We start from the raw sequence: 19,266 nt of genomic DNA, 5'->3' as shown, positions 1-19,266 counted from the left end.
ACGGCCGGCCCGCCGATCGACGGCGCCGGCCGTGCGTGGGCGCGCTTACCGCTTCGGTCGCGCCACGGCGTACATCTCCCAGGCGATCTTCTTCATCAGGGCGTTGCTGTCCTCGCCCTCCTTGTACAGATCGAAGTGGGTGCGGCCTTCCAGGTAGCGGAAGTCGCTCTTGGCGCCCAGGCCGTCCAGCACCGCCTGGAATTTATGCGCGGCCCCATCCAGATAGAACGTGTCTGCGGTGCCGACGATCAGGTGGATCTTGCCGTCCAGATCCGGCTTGAGCGTGGGCCATTGCGCGGCCACGCGCGCAGAAATGTCGTAGTGGGTGCGCCAGTAGGCCACCACGGCCGGGTCCACCTTGCCGGTGTCGCGGTCGAACATCGGCAGCGGGCGGCCGTCGGGCCCGCGCGGGGAGAACACCCAGTCGAACGAGGTCATCTGGCCGCCGTAAGGGCCCAGCACGCGCTCGAGCTTGGCGAAGGTTTCCAGATCGGCCACCACCTTGCCCTGGTCGCGGATCAACGGGAACTGGCTGCCATCCGCGCGCCGGTAGACGTTGGCATTGGGCGCGTACAGATCCGGCCCGGTGAAGTCGCGGAAGTCGCTCGAATCGGGCGAGGTGGACCAGGTGCCGCCGAACAGCTTGGGGTAGCGCGTCTGCAGCCACAGCGTGGCCCAGCCGCCGGAGGAATGCCCGTTCAAGAACCGGCCGCTGGCCTTGCCGTCCATCTTGTACTGGCGTTCCAGCGCGGGGATCAGCTCTTCGGTCAGCGCGGTGCCCCAGGGGCCGTTGTTGACCGAGTCGGCGAACTCGTGGGTGCCGGTAGGCGTGGCCTGGTCCAGGAACACCCAGATCATCGGCGGCATCTGCTTGGCCGCCATCGCGCTCCAGGTCGCGGCGATACTGCCGGCAAAGCGGTTGTAGTTGCCGCCGAAGCCGTGGGTGACATACACGGTGGGATAGCGGGCGGCGGCCTTGGGGTCGTAGCCGGGCGGGGTCAGCACGCGGGCGCGCAGCGACACCGCCCGGCCCCAGAAGGCGCTCAGCGACGGGCTCACCATCGAGGCATCCGCGCTATGCAGCTTGGCCTCCGGAACAGCGTCGCGGATTGCCTGTGGCGCGCGCGGCGACACCTGCCAGGGGTCGTCCGACACCGGCACCTGCTTGCTGAGCCTCAGCGTGGGCAACGGCTTGCCCTTGCCCGGCGTCACCGCGGTGACCTCGCTCAACAGATCACCGCCATCGCGGCCGCCATAGCTGTAACTGTGGTCCGGATCCAGCACGGCCTGGAACAGATACGCGCCGGCCGGCAGCGCGGAAAACGCACTAGGGAAGGCAATGTTGTCCAGGTCGATCTCGACACTGGCACCGGGCGCGAGCGCGGTCACCTCCTGCGCCGCCACGGCCACCGCCGTCGGGCGGAACGGGCTGACGTCCACCTCCTCCACCTTGCCGGCTTTGCCGTCCTTTCCATCCTTGGCTGCGGCCTGGGCGTCCTTGGCCAGGGTGGCAAAGACCAGCAGGCGCCCGGACACGGGCTGATCGCTCGCCCCGTCCAGCGTGACACGCAGCAGACGATGTGCGGCTGCCGGTGCGGCGGCGTGTGCGGCGCAGACGCACAGCAGGCCAACGGCCAGACCCAGGCGGGGGACAAGACGATGCAGAGACATGCAGATCCTTTGGAGCGCAGGTGGATGGAGCGGGCGCGTACGGCCCTGCGCAGACTGTAGCCAGTTCCCGGCCGAACGTGCGCCGCCATCGCGAGGTCTGGTCAACGTATCCGATCTGACTGCTCCAGGGCTCACATCATCAACCGGACGCGACACCGACTCCGGCCGGCATCGCGAGCGGTAGCGTGAAGTTAGGCCAGCCCCAAGTAACTAAAAACTAAAGCCAGCGTTAGTTTCAACCCGATAAGTGCTCGACAGGCAGCCAATCTAATGTCGGCTTTCGATTTCGCTTGTTCCCGGTGAGGCGCGCTTGCTGCGGCAGAGTGTGTTTGGTCCCGTGACGGATGCATTGAAAGCGGGGGTGTGATGCGTTGAAGACGGCCGCTATCGGTGCGTCTATTTTCTCATCCATGACGTGCGTCGTTGGCTTACTGGTTTTTGATGTAGACAGCGTAGACGTGCGTCACTTTGCCGCTGGAATTCAAAGAAAAAGTCATCACGATGGAACGGGCATCGGGGTCCAGCATCGCCTGCCCCTTGTTGTCCCTGATGACCAGCTTGCCTGCGGTGTCTTCAACGATCTTTGACGTTGGAGACTTGCCGACCATCTCCAGCACCGTTGCTTTTGCTGTACCCAGCGGTATGTAGTTGCTGACGATGCTGCTCACATCGATCTGTTGGAATCGGAAGGGCTTTTGGGAGGCATAAATCTCGTCGAGCATGGGCACTGCTTCTGATTTCAGGATGTCTTCCTGTGTCGAAGCGGTGAGTGCCATCTCTGCATTGGTACAGGACAAAAGCGAGAGCACTGCGATTCCGATGAGTGCGAAGGTTGCAGCCCAACGGCTTGGCGTGATGCGTGGCATGGCGATCTCCTGATGCAGCTGATCATATGGATCAGATGTCTGCGAGCTATTCCAGGTAACCGTTCTATCTTGAGGGATGTCTGTTGCGAGCAACGGAGCGCCGTGTTCACTTCCGAAAGCCAAACTGCATCACGCAACGAAGACGCTGAGACGATTTGCCGGGTTTGCAAGGCGTTGGTCTTCAACGATGAACACACCAGCGGCGTGGCCAGCTGGGTGGCGTAGGTGTGGTGCTGCTACACAGACGCATGTCCTCATCGAACGCAATCGATCATCTGCCGCTTGGCGTTATGCACAGGTGCCGTTGCGACTATCCATTCAAGGCGCAAGCCGCCGCCGCGCGAACAGCCGCTGCCGAAACCTTGCATCACCCACCAAGGAATGATCGAAATGAAACGTAAAACCAGCTATCGCGGTGCGCTTGCGGCCAGTGGCCTCTCGCTCGTCGTGGCCGCGTTGTGCATGGACGCTGCCGTTGCAGCACCGGTCACCGGGACGGACAAGGTCACACTGACCCATGTCTTTGCCACGCTGCAGACTGGCCAGCAGGATCAGAACCCGGAAGACATCGCGGCATGTCGCAAGCAGGTTGCGGCACCGAGTTCCAAATATCTGGGAGTGACAGTTACGACCAAGTATTCGATCGACGTGCAATCCAAAATCATGAGTGCCTCGTCGTCCCTGGCCTCTCCTGTGGCGACACAGCCGCTGGTACTCACGGTGCCGCTGGCGCCGTTGGGCTTGTCTGGCGAGTATGGCTTTGGCGCGTTTCGACCGAGCGCGTTGCCCAGTGCCTATGTGCTTTTCTCTGTCGACCTTGATTTCAAGAAACCGACGTCGTCTGTGCTCGTTCTCAACAGCGATAAAAACTACAACTGTCTGGTGACCAGCAATCCGGCGCCGTTCAACGGAGCACTGAGTACGAAGCTGGGACAAGACCAAGGGGGCTAATGGTTGCGACGGCCGAGTCGTCGTCGAACGAGCTGAGGACCTCTTCGGCTCGTTCGTCCGACGCCCTCAGAACTTTGCGCTAACGAAAGGCGCCGAAACGGCGGTCTTCGGCACGTGGTTTTGTGGATAAGCAGCGGTATTGCCGGCCGACAGCTTTGGCAAACAGAAACCCACCACTCACCGATATGGCCCCGGCCCGCGCCATACCGGCTCGCCCTGCTTGTAGACCTCCATCATGTTGATGACCTCGCGGGCATCGCCGATGTCTTTCAGCTCGGGGGAGTCCGGCGGCAGCAGGCGGCATTTGCTGGAGCCGCGCTTGAGCGCGACTTCCAGCGGGCAGACCATGCGGTATTGCGTGCCGGGCAGGATGATGGCCACTTCCTTCATGCCCTGGTCGCGCCAGTTGCGCAGCTGGGTTTCGCTGCGCACTTCGTAATACACCTGGTAGCCACCCACATCCATGCTGGGTTGGGCATTGTTGCGGTCGCGGCGGCGGCCTTCGCTGATGGTGGGCGTGTTGGACATGCCGTCTTCGGCGGCATCGGCTTCTTCTTCGAGCATGCCCGGTGGGCGGCCGGTCCAGGTCTGGGGGCGGCGCTGCGGCGGCGATGAGGGTTCCGCCGGCGGTTGCGGCGGGGTGGGGCGCTGCACCGGTTGCGCCTGGCGTTGCTCGACCAGGCCGCCGCGGCGGGTGTTGCCTGCGGGCGGGATCGGGTTCTTGGCGGTCTTGACCAGGGTGGACTGCACCGGCGAGGCGGCTGGCGGTGGCTGCACGGGCGCCGGCGTTGGCGACGGCGGGGTGGGCGCTGGCGAGGGAACGGGCTGGTCGGGCGTGGAGGTGTCGCCGACGAAATCCACCTTGGTGCGGCCACCGCTGGCCGAGCCCTGCGGCGGTGTCATGGTGGGGGTGGAGGCCGACAGCAGGATCAGCAGCATCAACACGTGCAGCAGGGCGCTGATCAGCGAGGCGATCCACGGGTCCAGGCGTTCGCCTTTCGGCTCGGTGCGTGGCAGCCAGTCTTTGGCGTCGACTTGAACGTGCAGCAGCTGCAGCGCGTCGTCGCGCACGCGGTAGACCAGCACGTAGGGCGTCTGCTTGACCACCCATTCGCGGGTGCCGGCGATGCGGCCGGCGCGGCCGCGGCGGGGTTGCTCGGCTAGGGTGCGGGTGGCTTCCAGCACCTGCCGCGCCATCGCGGCGGCGGCGGTCGGGTTGAGCGCGTGGTAGTGATCCTGGGCGTATGCAAGTTGCTTGGCGGCCGGGACGGTCCAGTCACGCCGCAACATCAACGCCCCATTTGGCGAACAGTGCCGTGACCTGTGCCGGCGCAGTAAAGGCGCCCCGATCTGCTGCGGCAATGCCGTCCAGCACCGCGGCCTCGAAGCTGGCGGTCTCCACGACGCGGACCACGTCGTCCCATCCTGCCGTCTCGGGCAGCGTGTCGATCAGCGTGTGGGCTTCTTGCTTGATGGCGGACATGGCACTGCGGTGGGGGAGCTCTGCCGGCAAGTCTACCCGTGCGGCTCTGGTTCGCGTGTGGCAATGGCTGGCGCGCGGCTGGGGCGTTCACCGGCGGTGGCAGGCAGGCCGGTCCTGCGCGAAGGTCGGTTGTCTGTCGCCATTGCCGCGCGCGGCGGCCGCCGCCCGGGCAACCCGCCTGTGCGCGCAGAAAGTGACACTTGGCACCTTGTTCGCGTTGGCAGCTGGTTTCATTCTGCGGCGGTCACCTCACCTGCATCTCACCTGGAAAGGAATCGCCATGCCCGCTGCTGCCATCGCACCGCTGACCCCGTATCTCTCGATGGCGGCCATCGCCTTTCTCTACTACCGGCGCATCCGGCGCAGCTTCGGCCGCCAGCAATGGAAGCCGGTAAGCACGGCGGTGCGTACCGTGGTGCTGGTCATTGCGGCGGCGGCGCTGACGTACGCGGTATATGGCTTGCCGCAGGTGCGGCCAGGGATCGCCGTGGGAACGCTGGTGGGCATCGGGCTGGGCGCGCTGTCGCTGCGCTACACGCATGCCGAATGGGTAGAGGGCCGTGGCTGGTACACGCCCAATCCGTGGATCGGTGGCGGGCTCACGCTGGTGCTGCTCGGTCGGCTGGTCTGGCGCTGGGCCGATGGCGCCTTCAGCGCGGGCGCGGCGGCGGCCGGCTCGCAGGCCAGCCCGTTGACGCTGGGCATTGCCGCGGCGCTGGTGCTGTATTCGCTGGTGCATGTTGGCGGGCTGTGGTGGCGGCTGCGGCAGCTTCGCTTGCAGGCGTGACCGCCTGCGCGAGTGTGCGGCGCTGAGCGCGGGTGCGCTCAGTACCAGGCGGGGAAGGCTGTTGCCTACACCTGCGAGCGAAACGGGATGACCAGCTTCTCGCCCAGCTTCTGCCGCAGCGGCCGCTTGCGCCAGCGTTCCAGCGTGTACAGCTCGGCCCGTTGCAGGTCGCGCTCGAACACCTCGGTCATCTGCGTGGCCAGCGCGCGGTCGTAGACATTCAAGCTGGCCTCGTCGTTGAGGCGGAACGAGCGGATGTCGAAGTTGGTGGAGCCTACCGAGACCAGCAGGCCGTCGATGATCAGCAGCTTGGTGTGCAGCATGGTGGGCAGGAATTCGTGGATGGCGATGCCGGCCTGCAGCAGCGGCTCCCAACTGGCCTTGGAGGCCAGCCGCACCGACACGGCATCGATATGCTTGCCGGGCAGCAGCACGCGGATGCGTACGCCGCGCGCACGCGCTTCCAGCAGCGAGCGGGTGATCAGCGCATCCGGCACGAAGTAGGCGGCGGCCAGATCGATGGAGCTGCGCGCCGCAGCGATGGCGATCAGATACATCAGGTGCATGCTCTCGCTGCCGCCCGCCGGGGAGGCCACGAACAGCTGCGCGTCGCTGTCGCCAGCCGGTGCCAGCTCGGGGTAGTACTCGGCGCCGTTGAGCACGCGGCCGGTGCTCTTGATCCAGTTGTCGTTGAAGGCGGCCTGCACCTGCGCCACCACCGGGCCTTCGATGCGGTAATGCGAGTCGCGCCAGTGCTCCGGGTCCTGCGCATCGCCCATCCACTGGTCGGCCACGCCCACGCCACCGGTGAAGCCGATACGGCCATCGATCACCAGCAGCTTGCGATGGGTGCGGTTATTGACGCGGTGCAGGTTGTACCAGGTGAGCGGGCGGTAGCGATGCACCTCCACCCCGGCCTTGGTCATGTCCTCGACCAGCGAAGCATCCATCTTCAGGCTGCCGCCCCAGTCGATGGTGACGCGCACCTTGACCCCGGCGCGCGCGCGCTCGGCCAGCGCCTGGCTGAACTCGCGGCCGATCTCGCCCGACCAGTAGATGTAGGTTTCGAAGGTGATGGTGCGCTGCGCGCTGCGGATGGCGGCCAGCATCGCCGGGAAGATCTCGCTGCCGTTGTGCAGCACCTGGATCTTGTTGCCGGGCAGGATCGCTGGGCCCAGCAACACCGACATCTCCCGCTTGAACTGCGGGTCGGACACGTCGTAGCAATGGCTCGGAATGTGCTCGAGCTTTTTCTCAGGCGTGGCGAAGTTGAGCAGCAGCAGCCCCACCAGCAAGGTGATGACGACTGCGGCCACGATGATCCATGTCATACATCCAACTCCCGTTCCCCTGCCATCAACGGCCCCAAGCGGCCGGCATTCTGGCAAGCCGGGTGGCATGGGGGTTGTGAAGGGCGGACGCTAGCTGCGGATTGGCGCTGGTGATGCTGCAGAACGTGCTCGCTGGACCGTTGTTGCCATCATCCGGCGGCGGCCGGGTTGTCGGTGGAAAAGGCAATGTCGCGCTGGTTTTCGAGCGCGGCCAGCCGCGTGGTCAACGCAGCGCGGATGGCGTGGTACGCGCTGCCGCCCATGACCAGGCGAAACGGCGGTGGCGATTGTTCGGTGCAGGCGATCATCGCCGCGACCATGCGCTCCGGGTCGCCGACGATGACCCAGCTGCCGTCGTCCAGTGCGCGGCCGAGTGCGTCGACCGGCGTGCCGGCGTAGTCGGACGGGATGTCGGTTCTGACCAGCGAAGCGCCGAAGTTGGTGCGTGCCGGGCCGGGTTCGGCCAGGGTGAAGTGGATCCCGAAGCCAGCCACTTCCTGCGCAACGGCTTCGACAAAGCCTTCGATGCCCCATTTGCTGGCGTGATACAGGCTGAAACCGGGATAGGCGATCTGGCCGCCTTCGGACGACACCTGCACCACGTGCCCGCCACCTTGACGACGCAGGTGCGGCAGCGCGGCCTGGATCAGCGTGATGGAGCCGATGAGGTTGGTGTCGATGACCGCGCGCACCTGCGCATCGGTGGCGGCCTCGGCCGCACCGAGCGTGCCGTAGCCGGCGTTGCTGATCAGCACGTCGATCCTGCCCAGGGTCTGGAAGGCCTGGGCCACGATCTCGCGCACTGCTGCGCTGTCACGCAGATCGAGCTGGAACACGTGCAATGCCTCGCCGTGCAATGTCTGCAGATCGGCTAGCGCATCCGCGCGCCGCACCGTGGCGGCGACGCGCTCGCCGCGTGCCAGCAGTGTTTCGACCAAGCCGCGGCCGAAGCCGGAAGATGCGCCTGTGATAAGCCAAGTCCTGGACATGGGCATTGCCTTTGCGTGGGGAAGGAACACCACCCTAGGCGCGGGGAATTGATGGGTCTATGCCATAGAATTCGAATGCGTTAATGCGTTTTGACCACTAATGCCCAAGCCCACCTTCAATGACCTGGCCGCGTTCACCAGTGTGGCCGTGCACCGCAGCTTCCGGCGTGCGGCCACCGAGCTGGGGCTGGCGCCGTCCTCGCTCAGCCACCTGATCAGCGCGTTGGAACGCAACCTCGGCGTGCGCCTGCTGCACCGGACCACGCGCAGTGTCTCGCTGACCGAAGCGGGCGAGCGCCTGTACGCAAAGCTGGTGCCGGCGCTGCAGGATGTGGAGCAGGCGTTGAGCGAACTGGACGCCTTCCGTAGCGGGCCCACCGGCACGGTGCGCATCAACGCGCCCGAAGTGGTGGTGCGGCTGTTGCTGCAGCAGGTGGTGCCGGAGGTGCTGGCGCGGTATCCGGCGCTGTCGGTGGACCTGGTGAGCGAAGGCCGCCTGGTGGATATCGTGGCGGCCGGTTTCGATGCCGGCATTCGCCTGAGCGAGTCGGTGCCGCAGGACATGATTGCGGTGCCGTTCGGCGGGCAGACGCGTTTCATCGCGGTGGCCGCACCTGCCTATCTGCAGCGCGCCGGCAGCCCGAACACGCCGGACGATCTGCAGCGTCATGCGTGCATCCGTCATCGCATGCCCAGCGGCAGGCTGTACCGCTGGGAGTTCGAGCGGCGCGGTCAGGAGGTGGCGATCGATGTGCCGGGACGGCTGACGCTGGACCAGATTCTGATGATGAGCGAGGCCGCCGAGGCCGGCCTTGGCATCGCCTATGTGCCCGAGCACGCGGCGATGGCTGCACTGGCGCGCGGCACGCTGGTGCGCGTGCTGGAGCAGTGGTGCCCGGCGATTCCGGGATTGGTGCTGTATTACCCGGGACATCGCCAGATTCCACCGGGCCTGCGTGCGTTTATCGATACGCTCAAGCAGGTGCTGCCTTAGTCATCGATCGGTATCCAGTGCGGCAAATCGCTTGCTGCGCCGACGCCGAAAGCGGGCTGAAGCGCTATAAGCGCAATTAGTGGACGTTGTTATGGAACGACACAAGCGCACGCACCGCGTTGGCTGCCGCCCGCTCGCAAACCGGACGCACTAGCCGCTTGCGTGGCGCCTGCCTATGCGCCGAAATGCTTACATGCGTCACACAAGCGCGCACCTATACTGCCGGGTGTCCCACCCACAAGGTTCTGACTGCATGAGCGCACCCCCAACGTCCCCGATTGCCGCCGGTTCTGGCGCAGCTCCCGGTAGCCTTCGCCGTTCGGTGTCCAACACGCTCAAGGGCTCGGCCGGCAATCTGGTCGAGTGGTACGACGTCTACGTCTATTCGGTGTTTGCGGTCTATTTCGAATCGCAGTTCTTCTCCAAGGAAGACAAGAACGCCACGATGTTCGTGTGGGCGATCTTTGCGATGACCTTCCTGATGCGCCCGATCGGTGCGTGGTACTTCGGCCGCTTTGCCGACCGTTACGGCCGACGCCTGGCGTTGACGATCTCGGTGTCGATGATGGCGCTGTGCTCGTTCGTCATCGCGATCACCCCGACGGTGTCCACGATCGGCATCGCCGCGCCGATCATCCTGCTGATGGCGCGTCTGCTGCAGGGCTTTGCCACCGGTGGCGAGTACGGCACCAGCGCGACCTATATGTCCGAGGCCGCGATTCCGGGCCGGCGCGGGTTTCTGTCGTCGTTCCATTACGTCACGCTGGTTGGCGGCCACGTGCTGGCGCAGACCACGTTGCTGGTGATGCTGCATTTCTTCGATGCGCCGCAGGTGTCCGAGTGGGGCTGGCGCGTGGCGTTCGGCCTGGGCGGCATCGGTGCGTTGGTGGTGTTTTGGCTGCGCCAGACCATGGACGAATCGCTGAGCTCCGAATCCATCGCCGATTCGCGCACCGGCAAGGCCAAGGCGTCGGGCTCGATGCGCGAATTGTTCGTCAATCAGTGGCGTCCGCTGCTGCTGTGCTTCCTGATCACTGCCGGCGGCACCATCGCGTTCTATACCTACTCGGTGACCGGGCCGAAGATGATCCAGACCGCGTTCGCCGGTGGCGACGTGATGGCCGGCACCATCATCAACCTGGTCGCGTTGACGGTGCTGATGCTGATGCAGCCGATCGGTGGCTGGCTGTCCGACATCGTCGGGCGCAAGAGCTTGCTGGTGTTCTTCGGCATCGGCGGCGTGCTCTACACCTGGTTCCTGGTGATGGAGCTGCCCAAGCAGACCGACTGGTTGACCGCGTTCGCGATCCTCACCGTGGGCTTTGTGATCCTGACCGGCTACACCTCGATCAATGCGGTGGTGAAGGCGGAATTGTTCCCGACCCACGTGCGCGCGCTGGGCGTGGGCCTGGGCTATGCGCTGGCGAACTCTGCGTTTGGCGGCACTGCGCCGTTGTTGTACCAGGCCTCGTTGAAAACGGGCCACGTGAGCGAGTTCGTGATTTATGCAACCGCGGTGATCGCAGTGTCGTTGGTGGTGTACATGTTCTTCCTGACCAACAAGGGCAGCAACTGGCTGGACGACGAAGCGGCGATGCATCAGCGCAAGCGCTGATGTGTTGCGCGCGGTCTGAGCCGTTCCCTTCTCCCTGCGGGAGAAGGTGCCCGAAGGGCGGATGAGGGTACGTGCGAAGCCTCGTGTCATGTACCGCGAGTGACTTCGCCCCGTACCCTCACCCCAACCCCCGCTCCGCGCCCCGGCCCGCGCTTGCGGCGCGGGCGCTCCAAGGCACGCGCGCCAGTGGCGCGCAAGCAGTGCCTTATCGCCCCGAGGGGAGAGGGGCTAAAGCAGATGGCTTTTGTGTGATGTCTTTGGGCTGCTGTACCGTCTTTGCAAACACGCTGTAACGCAGCCCAATCAAACCCAGCAGCGCTTCATCGCGATGCGTCCCTGCCGGTACCTTGCCCACGCGCGTCAGCGACGCATCCAGGCGATCGCGTAGCGCATCCGGCCCAGGCAACGGCCGCTTGTGTGCAACCTGCTGCCGGTAGTGCGCCGCAACCTCGGCCAGGATCGCGTCAACCGCCTCCCTGCTCGGCTGCGGCAACCCGTGCCGCGCGCTGCGTAGCTGCAGGATGTTCAAGCCCACACGCACTTCGTTGAGCATATCCACCGAGGCCAAATCGCTGCCTTCCGGCGTCAGTGCCAAGCGTGGTGCGAGCAAGCCAAGCAAGTCCAGCATGCGGGAGGCGAACTGTTGCCGGTCTTGTGCACCGTGGCCTTCCGCAGCCTCGGCCAGCGTGCGCCAGCCCTGGCGTACCAGGCGGCGCACGCTCCATTCCGCACCCACCGAGCGAAACAACCGCGTCAGCACCACGGCAAATCCGATGCCCAGGACCATCGCCACCGCCGCGTTGACGAAGCTCTGGATGTTGGCGTTATAGGTGTTCTGCAAACTCAGCAACGCGGTGAGATTCACCACCAGCGGCAGTGCGATCAACATGCTCTTGGGGCGATGCAGCAACGCGCCGATCGGCAGGAACACCGCCGCCAGCACCAGCACCAGCATGGGGAAATCGTGGATGGCTGGGAAGATGCCGAACAGATAGATGCCGGCGACCACGCTGGCCACTACCGCCCAGGTCAGGAACGACAGCATGCTCGGCGCAGGGTCGTCCTGTGCGGCGAAGAACGCGGCTGTGACCGCGGCCATCATCGCGCCGTTGCCGCCGCCTTCCCACCCGATGCCGATCCACAGCACGCAGTACGCCATCAATGCGAAGCCCGCGCTCAATGCGGAGAATGCGGCCATGCCGAAATCGATATGGCGTGCGGTGCTGGCAGGTGCCGGTGCATCGGCTGTGTCGCGCGGTGACCCGGTAAGTCGCTGCAATAGCGAGGAGCGCTGACGTGCCTGTGCAGTGGGCTCAAGCAATGCAGCATCAGCCTGCTCTGGTGGAACTGCCGTTGCAGCATCGCGTCGCGACCAGCCCAGAACCTGCAGCAACGAAGACCGCGTACGCGAACGCACAGCGGGATCGCTTTGCGCAGTGTCATCCCGGTTGGATGATTCCGCCGTTGCGGGTTGTCTCGCCGCACCCGGCAGTGCACGCAACACAGGAGTCGCGGTGCCCTGTACCAACGCTTGCTCCAGCGCGCGGCAGTCCTGCCACAGGTCTAGCAGTTCTTCCAGCCGCAGCAGCAAGCTGGCCAACAGCAGATGTTCGATGTCCTGATCCACCACCGGGTGGTGCGCGGCGATACGTGCGCGTAATGCGGCAACATCATCTTCGTTGTGCGCTTGGTCACCCTGATCCACCCAGGCAGCGACGTCGTCCAGTAGCGCAGCGATATCGGGCGACAACGCAGACCCGTCGCGCTGCAACGCATCCAGCCGGTCGGCGATCGACGACAGCACCGGCAGCAACAACAGCATGCGTGCGCGCAGGTGTTCCAGCGTGGGCGCGGCACCGGCATGGCGCGGGTCGTCGTGGCGCACGAAGGCGATCAAGGCCTCGAACTGCACCAGATCTGCCGCCAGGCGATTGCGCGGCGCCTGCGATGGGCCGCGCTGCAGCACCTGCCGGCACCATTGCGCGGCGTCCTGCATCCAGTTGCCGATGCGCGCGGTGAGCATCGGTCGCACCGAGGCGGGAAACACCAGCGACGCGAACAGCACCGCCATCACCGTGCCCAGGATGATCTCTTCGCTGCGTGCCACCACGGTGTCGAAGATGCCCTCCGGCGATGTCACCGCAGGGAAGCCGATGAACGCGGTGGTGTAGCCGGCCAGCAGGAACGCATAGCCGCGCGGGCCGCGATTGAGCAGCGCCAGGAACAGGCAGGCCGACAGCCACAACGCCATCGCCGCACTGAGCAACAATGGCGTCTCCACCAGGTTCGGCAACATCACCAGGGTGGCCACGCCGGCCAGCAAGGTGCCGAGCACGCGGTACACGCCCTTGGCGCGGGTGGGGCCGAGCAGCGGTTGGGAGACGATGTAGACCGTGGCCATTGCCCAATACGGCCGCGACAGATTGCCGGCCAGCCCCACATACAACGCCGCGATCGAGGCGGCGAAGGTCTTGGCCGAAAACAGCCAGGCCTGGCGATCGCGCAGCAGCGCCTTCATCGTGCGGCCGTCGTATCGGTGTGGCCGGCCGTGGTTTCCCAACCGCCGCCCAGCGCCAGGAACAGCTGCAGCTGATCCTGCGAGACCTGCGCCTGCGCATTGGCCAGCGTCATGTCGGCGGTGGCCAGCGTGCGCTCGGCATCCAGGCTGGACAGATACGGCGTGCGCCCGCCCTGATACAGGCGCCGGTTCTGCGACGAGGCCAGCTCGGCCTGTTGCTGCGCCTGTTCCAGCAGATGCAGGCGGTCCAGATCCTGCGCGTAGCGCGACAGCGTGGTCTGCACCTCGCGCAGCGCCTGCAGCACGGTGTTGTCGAACTGCGCCAGCGCCACGTCCGCGCCGGCTTCGGTGGCGCGGATGCGGGCTCGCGCACCGCTGGACGGCAGCGTCCAGGAAATCAGCGGGCCAAACGACCAGGCATGTGTGGCCGGCTCACCGAAGTCGGCCAGCAGGCCGGTGGCACCAATCGAGCCGCCCAGACGGATATCCGGATACAGCTCGGCAGTGGCCACGCCGATACGCGCAGTGGCCGCCGCCAGCCGCCGCTCGGCCTGGCGCACATCCGGGCGACGCGCCAGCAGCGCACGGCCATCGCCAATCGGAATGGGTTGCTGCAAGGCCGGCGCGTCCGCACAGCGGTCCACACCGGCCGGCACCTCGCCGGGCGTCTTGCCGAGCAGCGCGGCCAGTTGGTAACCGGCCGCCTGGCGGCGCGCGCGCAGCGGCGGCAGCGCCGCTTCCAGCATCGCCACCTGCGCGGTGGCGCGGGCCAGATCGGGCGGTGTGCCACGGCCGGCATCGATCAGGCGTTGGGTAATGTCGCGGCTGCGCTGCTGCAATTGCAGCGAATGCTCGGCCACATGCAGCTCGTGATTGGCGTGGCAGATCTCCACATAACTGCCGGCCACCTGCGCGGCCACGTTGACGCGGGCCAGATCGATCGCGGCCTGGGCGACTTGCGTATCGGCCTGCGCGGCCTCGGCGCCGCGTTGCAGCTTGCCGAACAGGTCGAACTGATACGACACCCCGAACTTGCCGTCGGCCAGGTTGAACACCGGCAGCTTTTCTTCCTGCAGGAAGGCCTCGGCCGAGACCTGCGCGCGGCTGACGCCCGCTTCCACTTCGTAATCGAAACCGCCCGCGTCCAGCGCCTGTTCGTAGACCGCGGCGGCGCGGCGCAGGTTGGCACCTGCGACCTTCAACTCGACGTTGTCGCGCAGCGCCTGTTCGATCAGTTCGTCCAGCATCGGGTCCTGATACAGCGCCCACCAGCGTGCCGGCAGCGGTGCGCCGGGGTGCACCTGGTCGTTGCCGGTGTCGAGAAACGCGGCGTTGGCGGCCGGCCGCTGGTAGGCCGAATCGTCCGGCACGGCGTAGTTTGGGCCGACCGTGCTGCACGCGCTTAATGCAGTCAGTGCCGCAGCCAAACCGAAATGACGAAATACAACGCGGCTCATGGCGCAGCCTTTGCCTGCACGCGCGTAGGCGCTGTGCTGCTAGTGCCACGCACGGCGTCCGGCAGGATGGTCACGGTCGCGGTGCGCCCGGCGATCAGCTGCACCTGCGCCGGCACCTGATCCAGCACGATGCGCACCGGGATGCGCTGCGCCAGCCGCACCCAGTCGAACGCCGGAGTGACGTTGGGCAACGCGCCGGCGCTGCCGCTGCGGTAGCGATCTTCGATGCCGGCGGCGATGCTCTGCACATGCCCGTGCAGGGTGACCGGCTCGCCCATCAAGTGCACGTCCACGCGCTGGCCGGCATGCACGCCGTGCAGGCGGGTCTCTTCGAAATAGCCATCGACGCGGAACGAGCCGGTGTCCAGCACCGCCACCACCGGGCGCCCGGCGCTGACGTAATCGCCCACCCGCACGGTGCGGTCGCTGACATGGCCATCGGCGGGGCTGCGTACCTGCGTGCGGTCCAGATTGAGCTGGGCCAGGTCCACCGCCGATTGCGCGGTGGCCACGGCGGCCTGCGCCTTTTGCACATTCGAGCGGCGCACCTCGGCATCCTCGGCGGCGACCAGGTCCTGCAGGCTGCGGTCGCGCGCGATCTCGCGGCGCAACTGGCTCAACGTGGCCTGGCGCTCGGCCAGCGAGGCGCGGGCCTGTTCCAGCGCGATCGCATAGCGCGCGCGGTCCACCACAAACAGCAGCTGGCCGCGCTTGACCGCCTGGTTGTCGGCCACCGCCACCGATTCCACCAGCCCGGACACATCCGGCGCCACCTGCACCACATCGGCGCCCACGTGCGCATCGCGCGTCCACGGCGCCTCCATGTAATAACGCCACAGGTGCTGCAGCACCAACGCGGCCACCACCACCATCGCCAGGGTCAGCAGCGCCGGCCCCGCGGTCTTGATCAGCTTTTTCACGATTGCATCCAACGTGTAAGGAAAAACAGGCCGCCCAGCAGCGCGATGTACAGCGCCAGGTTGAACAGCGCCGGGTGCCAGACATGGCGATACGCACCGGCGCGGGTCAGCAGCGCGCCGATGGCGCTGTTGAGCAGGTAGGCCAGCGTCATCAACGCCAGCAGGGTGGGTACGAACACACCGTAGAGACTGAATTCGCCGTACATCGCTTACTTCCTGAAGAGAAAAAGGCGCCCGGCGGCGTGGTGTGCGCCGGCCATCTGCACTGTCATCGCGCGCCGCAAGGGCCGCGCATGGCGCTTAGTCGGACTGGCCCAGCCGCGCATGCGCCAGCGCGATCTGCTCCCACAAGGTCAGCACCACCTGCACCTGCGCCTCGCTGAGCGTGCCGAACACCTCCGCGCGCAGCGCATCCAGGCGGATCTCGATGCGCCCGACCAGCGCCTGGCCTGCATCGGTGAGCCACAACTGATTGGCGCGGCGGTCGCTGCTGTCGGCCTCGCGGCGCACCAGCGCCTGCGCGCACAGCTTGTCCAGCAGCCGCACCAGGGAGGGGCCTTCCATGCCCAGTTGCTGAGCCAGCGTCACCTGGCGGATGCCGCCGCCGGAGCGACCGATCATCAGCAACGGCCCGGTGCAGGCGCTGGACAGGCCAAATTCGCCAAGTGCCTGGTCGGCTAGCCGCTGCCATTGGCGGGCGGCGACCAGCAGCCCGGAACTGAGCTGCGCACGGGAGGACAGAGGGGGATTCGTCATAATAGATAGGATGCTATCAATTCAATAATGAATCAATAGCTGCTGAACCCGTGCAAGCCGGCGCAACCGCCGCTGGGGTGGCTGGCCTGTCCTCGGGTACCATGCTCGCCCCCTTTGGGTGCACCTGCGCATGAGCCAGTCCGACCAGCCCGATTCCTCCGTCACCCAGGCCCAGGCCGAAGAAGCCGTGCGCACCTTGTTGCGCTGGGCCGGCGAAGACCCGGCCCGCGAGGGCCTGCTCGACACCCCGCGCCGGGTCGCCGAGGCCTATGGCGACTGGTTCAGCGGCTACCGCGAAGAACCGCGCGCGTACCTGGAGCGCACCTTCGAAGAGGTGGCCGGCTACGACGAGCTGATCGTGCTGCGCGACATCTCCTACGAAAGCCATTGCGAGCACCACATGGCGCCGATCATCGGCAAGGTGCACGTGGGCTATCTGCCGCGCGGCAAGGTGGTGGGCATCAGCAAGCTGGCGCGCGTGGTGGAAAGCTATGCGCGGCGCTTCCAGGTGCAGGAAAAGATGACCGCGCAGATCGCCCAGTGCATCCAGGACGTGCTGCAACCGCGCGGTGTCGGCGTGGTGGTGGAAGGCTCGCACGAGTGCATGACCACCCGCGGCATCCACAAGCGCGGCGTCAGCATGGTGACCTCCAAGATGCTCGGCAGCTTCCGCGAAGACGCCCGCACCCGCGCCGAATTCCTGCAGTTCATCGAAGTGGGCGGCAAGCGTTGAGGCAGCCCTTGCCGTCGCCATGAAGCACCAGGCACGCATCGCCGGCTATCGCCAATTGCGCGAGCAGCCGGTGTGGAAACTGCTCGCCGCCGACCACGCGCCGGAGCTGATCGGCCTGCTGCAGACGGTGTTGATGGACGGCGAACGCCGCCTGCCCTCGGCCGTGCTGCATGAGCGCCTGCAGCGTCAGCTCGATGTGTTGCGCGCCGACGAACTCTCGCGCGAGTTGCCGCGTACCGCGCAGGCCTATCTGGCGCATTGGCTGGCGCAGGGCTGGCTGGAACGCCGCCTGCCCGAAGGCGCGGCCGAAGAAGAGTACGAACTGTCGCGTGCGGCCACCCAGGCCATCCGCTTCATCGTCGGCCTGCGCGAGAGCAGCAGCAGCGCCACCGAAAGCCGGCTGTCGCTGGTGATCCAGCAGCTGGTGCAATTGGCTGGCCAGACCGAAGCCGACCCGGAGCTGCGTCTGGCCGCCCTGCGCGAAGAACGCGCGCGCATCGATGCCGAGATCGAGCGCGTGGCCTCCGGGCGCGTGGCCGCGCTGGATGGCAAGCGCGCGCTGGAGCGTGCCCGCGACCTGATCCATCTCTCCGATGAGCTGGCCGAGGATTTCCATCGCGTGCGCGATGATTTCGAACAGCTCAACCGCCAGTTCCGCGAGCGCATCATCGACGACGAAGGCGCGCGCGGCGATGTGCTGGAGCAGCTGTTCAACGGCGTGGACGTGATCGCCGACAGCGAGGCCGGGCGCACCTTCGAGGCGTTCTGGAGCCTGCTCAACGACACCCAGCAAAGCAACCAGCTCGATCAGGCACTGGATGCGCTGCTGGCACGCGGCTTCGCCCGCAAGCTCGACCGCCGCGAACGCGCCTTCCTGCGCGGGTTGACCGGCACGCTGCTGGAGCGCGGCGGCGAAGTGCACACGGTAATGCAGCACTTCGCGCGCAGCCTGCGCGGTTTCGTGCAGAGCCGCGGCTATCTGGAACAGCGCCGGCTCAATCAATTGCTCAAGCAGGCGCAGGGCGAAGCCTTGCAGCTGCGCGACAGCCTGCATGCCACCGCCGCCACCGGCTACACGCAGGCATTGAGCGCTGCCCGCCTGCGCTCGCTATCGCAATGGCGTCTGCACGACCCACGCCTGACCCAGGTCGATGGCCGCGTGCAGGCCGCCGATGCGGCGGACATCTCGCTCGACAGCGTGGGCGATCTGGTCGCGCAATCGGAGATCGACGTGCGCAGCCTGCGCCGCGATCTGCACGAACTGCTCGGCCAGCGCCCGCGCCTGACCATTGGCGATGCGCTGCAGCAGCGCCCGGCCGCGCAGGGGCTGGGCAGCGTGATCGGCTACCTGTCGCTGGGCACGCGCCACGGCGTGGTGATCGACGGACAGATGGAAACGGTGCAATGGGAAGGCGGCGACGGCGCCCTGCGCCGCGCACGCATTCCCTTGGTGTGGTTCACCCGGGAGAAACGTAATGAACTGGTCTGAGGACACCCGCCTGGATGCGGACGAGGACACCGGCGCGTCGGCCGATGCCGGCCGCATGCCGCTGACGGAGACATCGCTTGCACAACCGCGCGGCGAACTGTTTCTCGGCGACACCGGCACGCTGCCGTTCGACGCGCGGCGCGCGCTGTGCCAGCTGCTGGCCGGCCCCAGCATCGACGCGCAACGCCACGGTGCGTTGTGGCCTGCGCTGTTGCGCAACGAAGCGCCGATCCGCCAGGTGTTGTGCGAGCTGTTCCTGGAGCTGGTACTGGACCGCGAGGGCGGGGTGGCCTTCACCCGTCAGGCCGACACCGCCGAGCTGGAATCGCCAACCTTGCTGCGCAGCGCGCCGCTGACCTTTATCGAGTCGGTGCTGCTGCTGTTCCTGCGTCAGCAACTGGCCGAAGCCGATACGCGCGGCGAGCGTGCGGTGGTGGACGAGGCGCAGTTGGTGGAGGCCTTGTCGGTCTACGAGAAGAACGTGTCCACCGACCGCGCCGGATTCGCGCGACGGGTGCTGACGGCGATCGGCAAAATGCGCGAGAACCAGTTGCTGTCGCGGTTGCGCGGCAGCGAAGAGCGCTACGAGGTCTCGCCGGTGCTGAAGTTGTTGTTCTCGGCAGAGGACGTGCAGGCCCTGGTGGTGGCGTATCGCGGCTTGCGCGAGGGAGATGTCGCGCTCGACTAAGTTCCTTCTTCCATCTGG

At 66.2% G+C, this 19,266-nt stretch carries 18 protein-coding genes; 7 read left to right on the top strand and 11 right to left on the bottom strand.

The genetic code is table 11. The features are described from left to right. Nucleotides 1-45 precede the first annotated feature (45 nt). Both AC1PLU_RS22415 and AC1PLU_RS22410 read right to left on the bottom strand, forming a co-directional pair. Complete coding sequence (locus tag AC1PLU_RS22415) at nucleotides 46-1,671, bottom strand: alpha/beta hydrolase (protein WP_481107278.1); 1,626 nt, start codon at nucleotides 1,669-1,671, stop codon at nucleotides 46-48. A gap of 428 nt (nucleotides 1,672-2,099) precedes the next feature. After that, nucleotides 2,100-2,537 carry a DUF6393 family protein gene (locus AC1PLU_RS22410; RefSeq protein WP_481094743.1) on the bottom strand — a complete coding sequence of 146 codons (438 nt, stop codon included), beginning with the start codon at nucleotides 2,535-2,537 and terminating at the stop codon, nucleotides 2,100-2,102. Between the two features lie 390 nt (nucleotides 2,538-2,927). Here AC1PLU_RS22410 and AC1PLU_RS22405 point away from each other — a divergent pair, with 390 nt between their 5' ends. Then, entirely contained in the window at nucleotides 2,928-3,488 is a 561-nt protein-coding gene (locus AC1PLU_RS22405) for a hypothetical protein (protein WP_481094744.1), read from the top strand. A gap of 177 nt (nucleotides 3,489-3,665) precedes the next feature. On the opposite strand, the gene AC1PLU_RS22400 is transcribed toward AC1PLU_RS22405, so the two are convergent. Together AC1PLU_RS22400 and AC1PLU_RS22395 are read right to left on the bottom strand one after the other, a co-directional pair. Further along, a complete protein-coding gene (locus tag AC1PLU_RS22400; protein WP_481107277.1) occupies nucleotides 3,666-4,778 on the bottom strand; it encodes a type II toxin-antitoxin system RelE/ParE family toxin in 1,113 nt (370 codons plus the stop codon). Further along, a complete protein-coding gene (locus tag AC1PLU_RS22395; protein WP_481107276.1) occupies nucleotides 4,765-4,971 on the bottom strand; it encodes a hypothetical protein in 207 nt (68 codons plus the stop codon). The genes AC1PLU_RS22400 and AC1PLU_RS22395 overlap by 14 nt, the downstream gene beginning before the upstream one ends. A gap of 280 nt (nucleotides 4,972-5,251) precedes the next feature. Here AC1PLU_RS22395 and AC1PLU_RS22390 point away from each other — a divergent pair, with 280 nt between their 5' ends. Continuing rightward, a complete protein-coding gene (locus AC1PLU_RS22390) occupies nucleotides 5,252-5,758 on the top strand; it encodes a CcdC protein domain-containing protein (protein WP_481107275.1) in 507 nt (168 codons plus the stop codon). 65 nt (nucleotides 5,759-5,823) lie between these two features. Here AC1PLU_RS22390 and AC1PLU_RS22385 read toward each other — a convergent pair whose 3' ends face one another. Both AC1PLU_RS22385 and AC1PLU_RS22380 read right to left on the bottom strand, forming a co-directional pair. Then, nucleotides 5,824-7,089, bottom strand: coding sequence for a phospholipase D-like domain-containing protein (locus AC1PLU_RS22385; RefSeq protein WP_481107274.1), 1,266 nt, complete (start codon nucleotides 7,087-7,089; stop codon nucleotides 5,824-5,826). Between the two features lie 149 nt (nucleotides 7,090-7,238). Beyond that, nucleotides 7,239-8,078 carry an SDR family oxidoreductase gene (locus AC1PLU_RS22380; RefSeq protein ID WP_481107273.1) on the bottom strand — a complete coding sequence of 280 codons (840 nt, stop codon included), beginning with the start codon at nucleotides 8,076-8,078 and terminating at the stop codon, nucleotides 7,239-7,241. 100 nt (nucleotides 8,079-8,178) lie between these two features. On the opposite strand from AC1PLU_RS22380, the gene AC1PLU_RS22375 reads away from it, so the two are divergent. Continuing rightward, nucleotides 8,179-9,072, top strand: a complete 894-nt coding sequence (locus AC1PLU_RS22375) for a LysR family transcriptional regulator (protein ID WP_481107272.1) — start codon at nucleotides 8,179-8,181, stop codon at nucleotides 9,070-9,072. A 253-nt stretch (nucleotides 9,073-9,325) separates the two neighbouring features. Then, a complete protein-coding gene (locus AC1PLU_RS22370) occupies nucleotides 9,326-10,687 on the top strand; it encodes an MFS transporter (protein ID WP_481107271.1) in 1,362 nt (453 codons plus the stop codon). Between the two features lie 205 nt (nucleotides 10,688-10,892). Here the strand turns inward: AC1PLU_RS22370 and AC1PLU_RS22365 are convergent, their stop codons facing one another. The 5 genes from AC1PLU_RS22365 to AC1PLU_RS22345 all read right to left on the bottom strand — a co-directional run bounded on the left by AC1PLU_RS22365 (nucleotide 10,893) and on the right by AC1PLU_RS22345 (nucleotide 16,338). After that, nucleotides 10,893-13,205: an FUSC family protein gene (locus AC1PLU_RS22365; protein WP_481107270.1), complete on the bottom strand. Its 2,313-nt coding sequence runs from the start codon at nucleotides 13,203-13,205 to the stop codon at nucleotides 10,893-10,895. Continuing rightward, a complete protein-coding gene (locus AC1PLU_RS22360; protein WP_481094749.1) occupies nucleotides 13,202-14,662 on the bottom strand; it encodes an efflux transporter outer membrane subunit in 1,461 nt (486 codons plus the stop codon). The genes AC1PLU_RS22365 and AC1PLU_RS22360 overlap by 4 nt, the downstream gene beginning before the upstream one ends. Then, on the bottom strand, nucleotides 14,659-15,582 hold the full coding sequence (locus tag AC1PLU_RS22355) for an efflux RND transporter periplasmic adaptor subunit (protein ID WP_481094750.1): 924 nt from the start codon (nucleotides 15,580-15,582) through the stop codon (nucleotides 14,659-14,661). Before AC1PLU_RS22355 ends, AC1PLU_RS22360 begins: the two co-directional genes overlap by 4 nt. Beyond that, on the bottom strand, nucleotides 15,579-15,788 hold the full coding sequence (locus AC1PLU_RS22350; RefSeq protein WP_005996740.1) for a DUF1656 domain-containing protein: 210 nt from the start codon (nucleotides 15,786-15,788) through the stop codon (nucleotides 15,579-15,581). Before AC1PLU_RS22350 ends, AC1PLU_RS22355 begins: the two co-directional genes overlap by 4 nt. 94 nt (nucleotides 15,789-15,882) lie before the next feature. Then, nucleotides 15,883-16,338, bottom strand: coding sequence for a MarR family winged helix-turn-helix transcriptional regulator (locus AC1PLU_RS22345; protein WP_481094751.1), 456 nt, complete (start codon nucleotides 16,336-16,338; stop codon nucleotides 15,883-15,885). A gap of 130 nt (nucleotides 16,339-16,468) precedes the next feature. Here AC1PLU_RS22345 and folE point away from each other — a divergent pair, with 130 nt between their 5' ends. The 3 genes from folE to AC1PLU_RS22330 are packed head-to-tail and all read left to right on the top strand — an operon-like array spanning nucleotide 16,469 to nucleotide 19,248. Continuing rightward, the gene (gene folE, locus AC1PLU_RS22340) at nucleotides 16,469-17,071 is read left to right on the top strand and encodes a GTP cyclohydrolase I FolE (RefSeq protein ID WP_043889569.1); all 603 of its coding nucleotides are present in this window, start codon (nucleotides 16,469-16,471) and stop codon (nucleotides 17,069-17,071) included. Between the two features lie 19 nt (nucleotides 17,072-17,090). Then, complete coding sequence (locus AC1PLU_RS22335) at nucleotides 17,091-18,560, top strand: DUF3375 domain-containing protein (protein ID WP_481094752.1); 1,470 nt, start codon at nucleotides 17,091-17,093, stop codon at nucleotides 18,558-18,560. Continuing rightward, nucleotides 18,547-19,248 carry a DUF4194 domain-containing protein gene (locus tag AC1PLU_RS22330; protein ID WP_481094753.1) on the top strand — a complete coding sequence of 234 codons (702 nt, stop codon included), beginning with the start codon at nucleotides 18,547-18,549 and terminating at the stop codon, nucleotides 19,246-19,248. The genes AC1PLU_RS22335 and AC1PLU_RS22330 overlap by 14 nt, the downstream gene beginning before the upstream one ends. Nucleotides 19,249-19,266: the final 18 nt, after the last annotated feature.

It is taken from the genome of Xanthomonas sp. NCPPB 2933, from assembly GCF_056725225.1.
The sequence above is the reverse complement of the archived record's forward strand: the minus strand, read 5'-3'. Positions and strand labels throughout refer to the sequence as shown.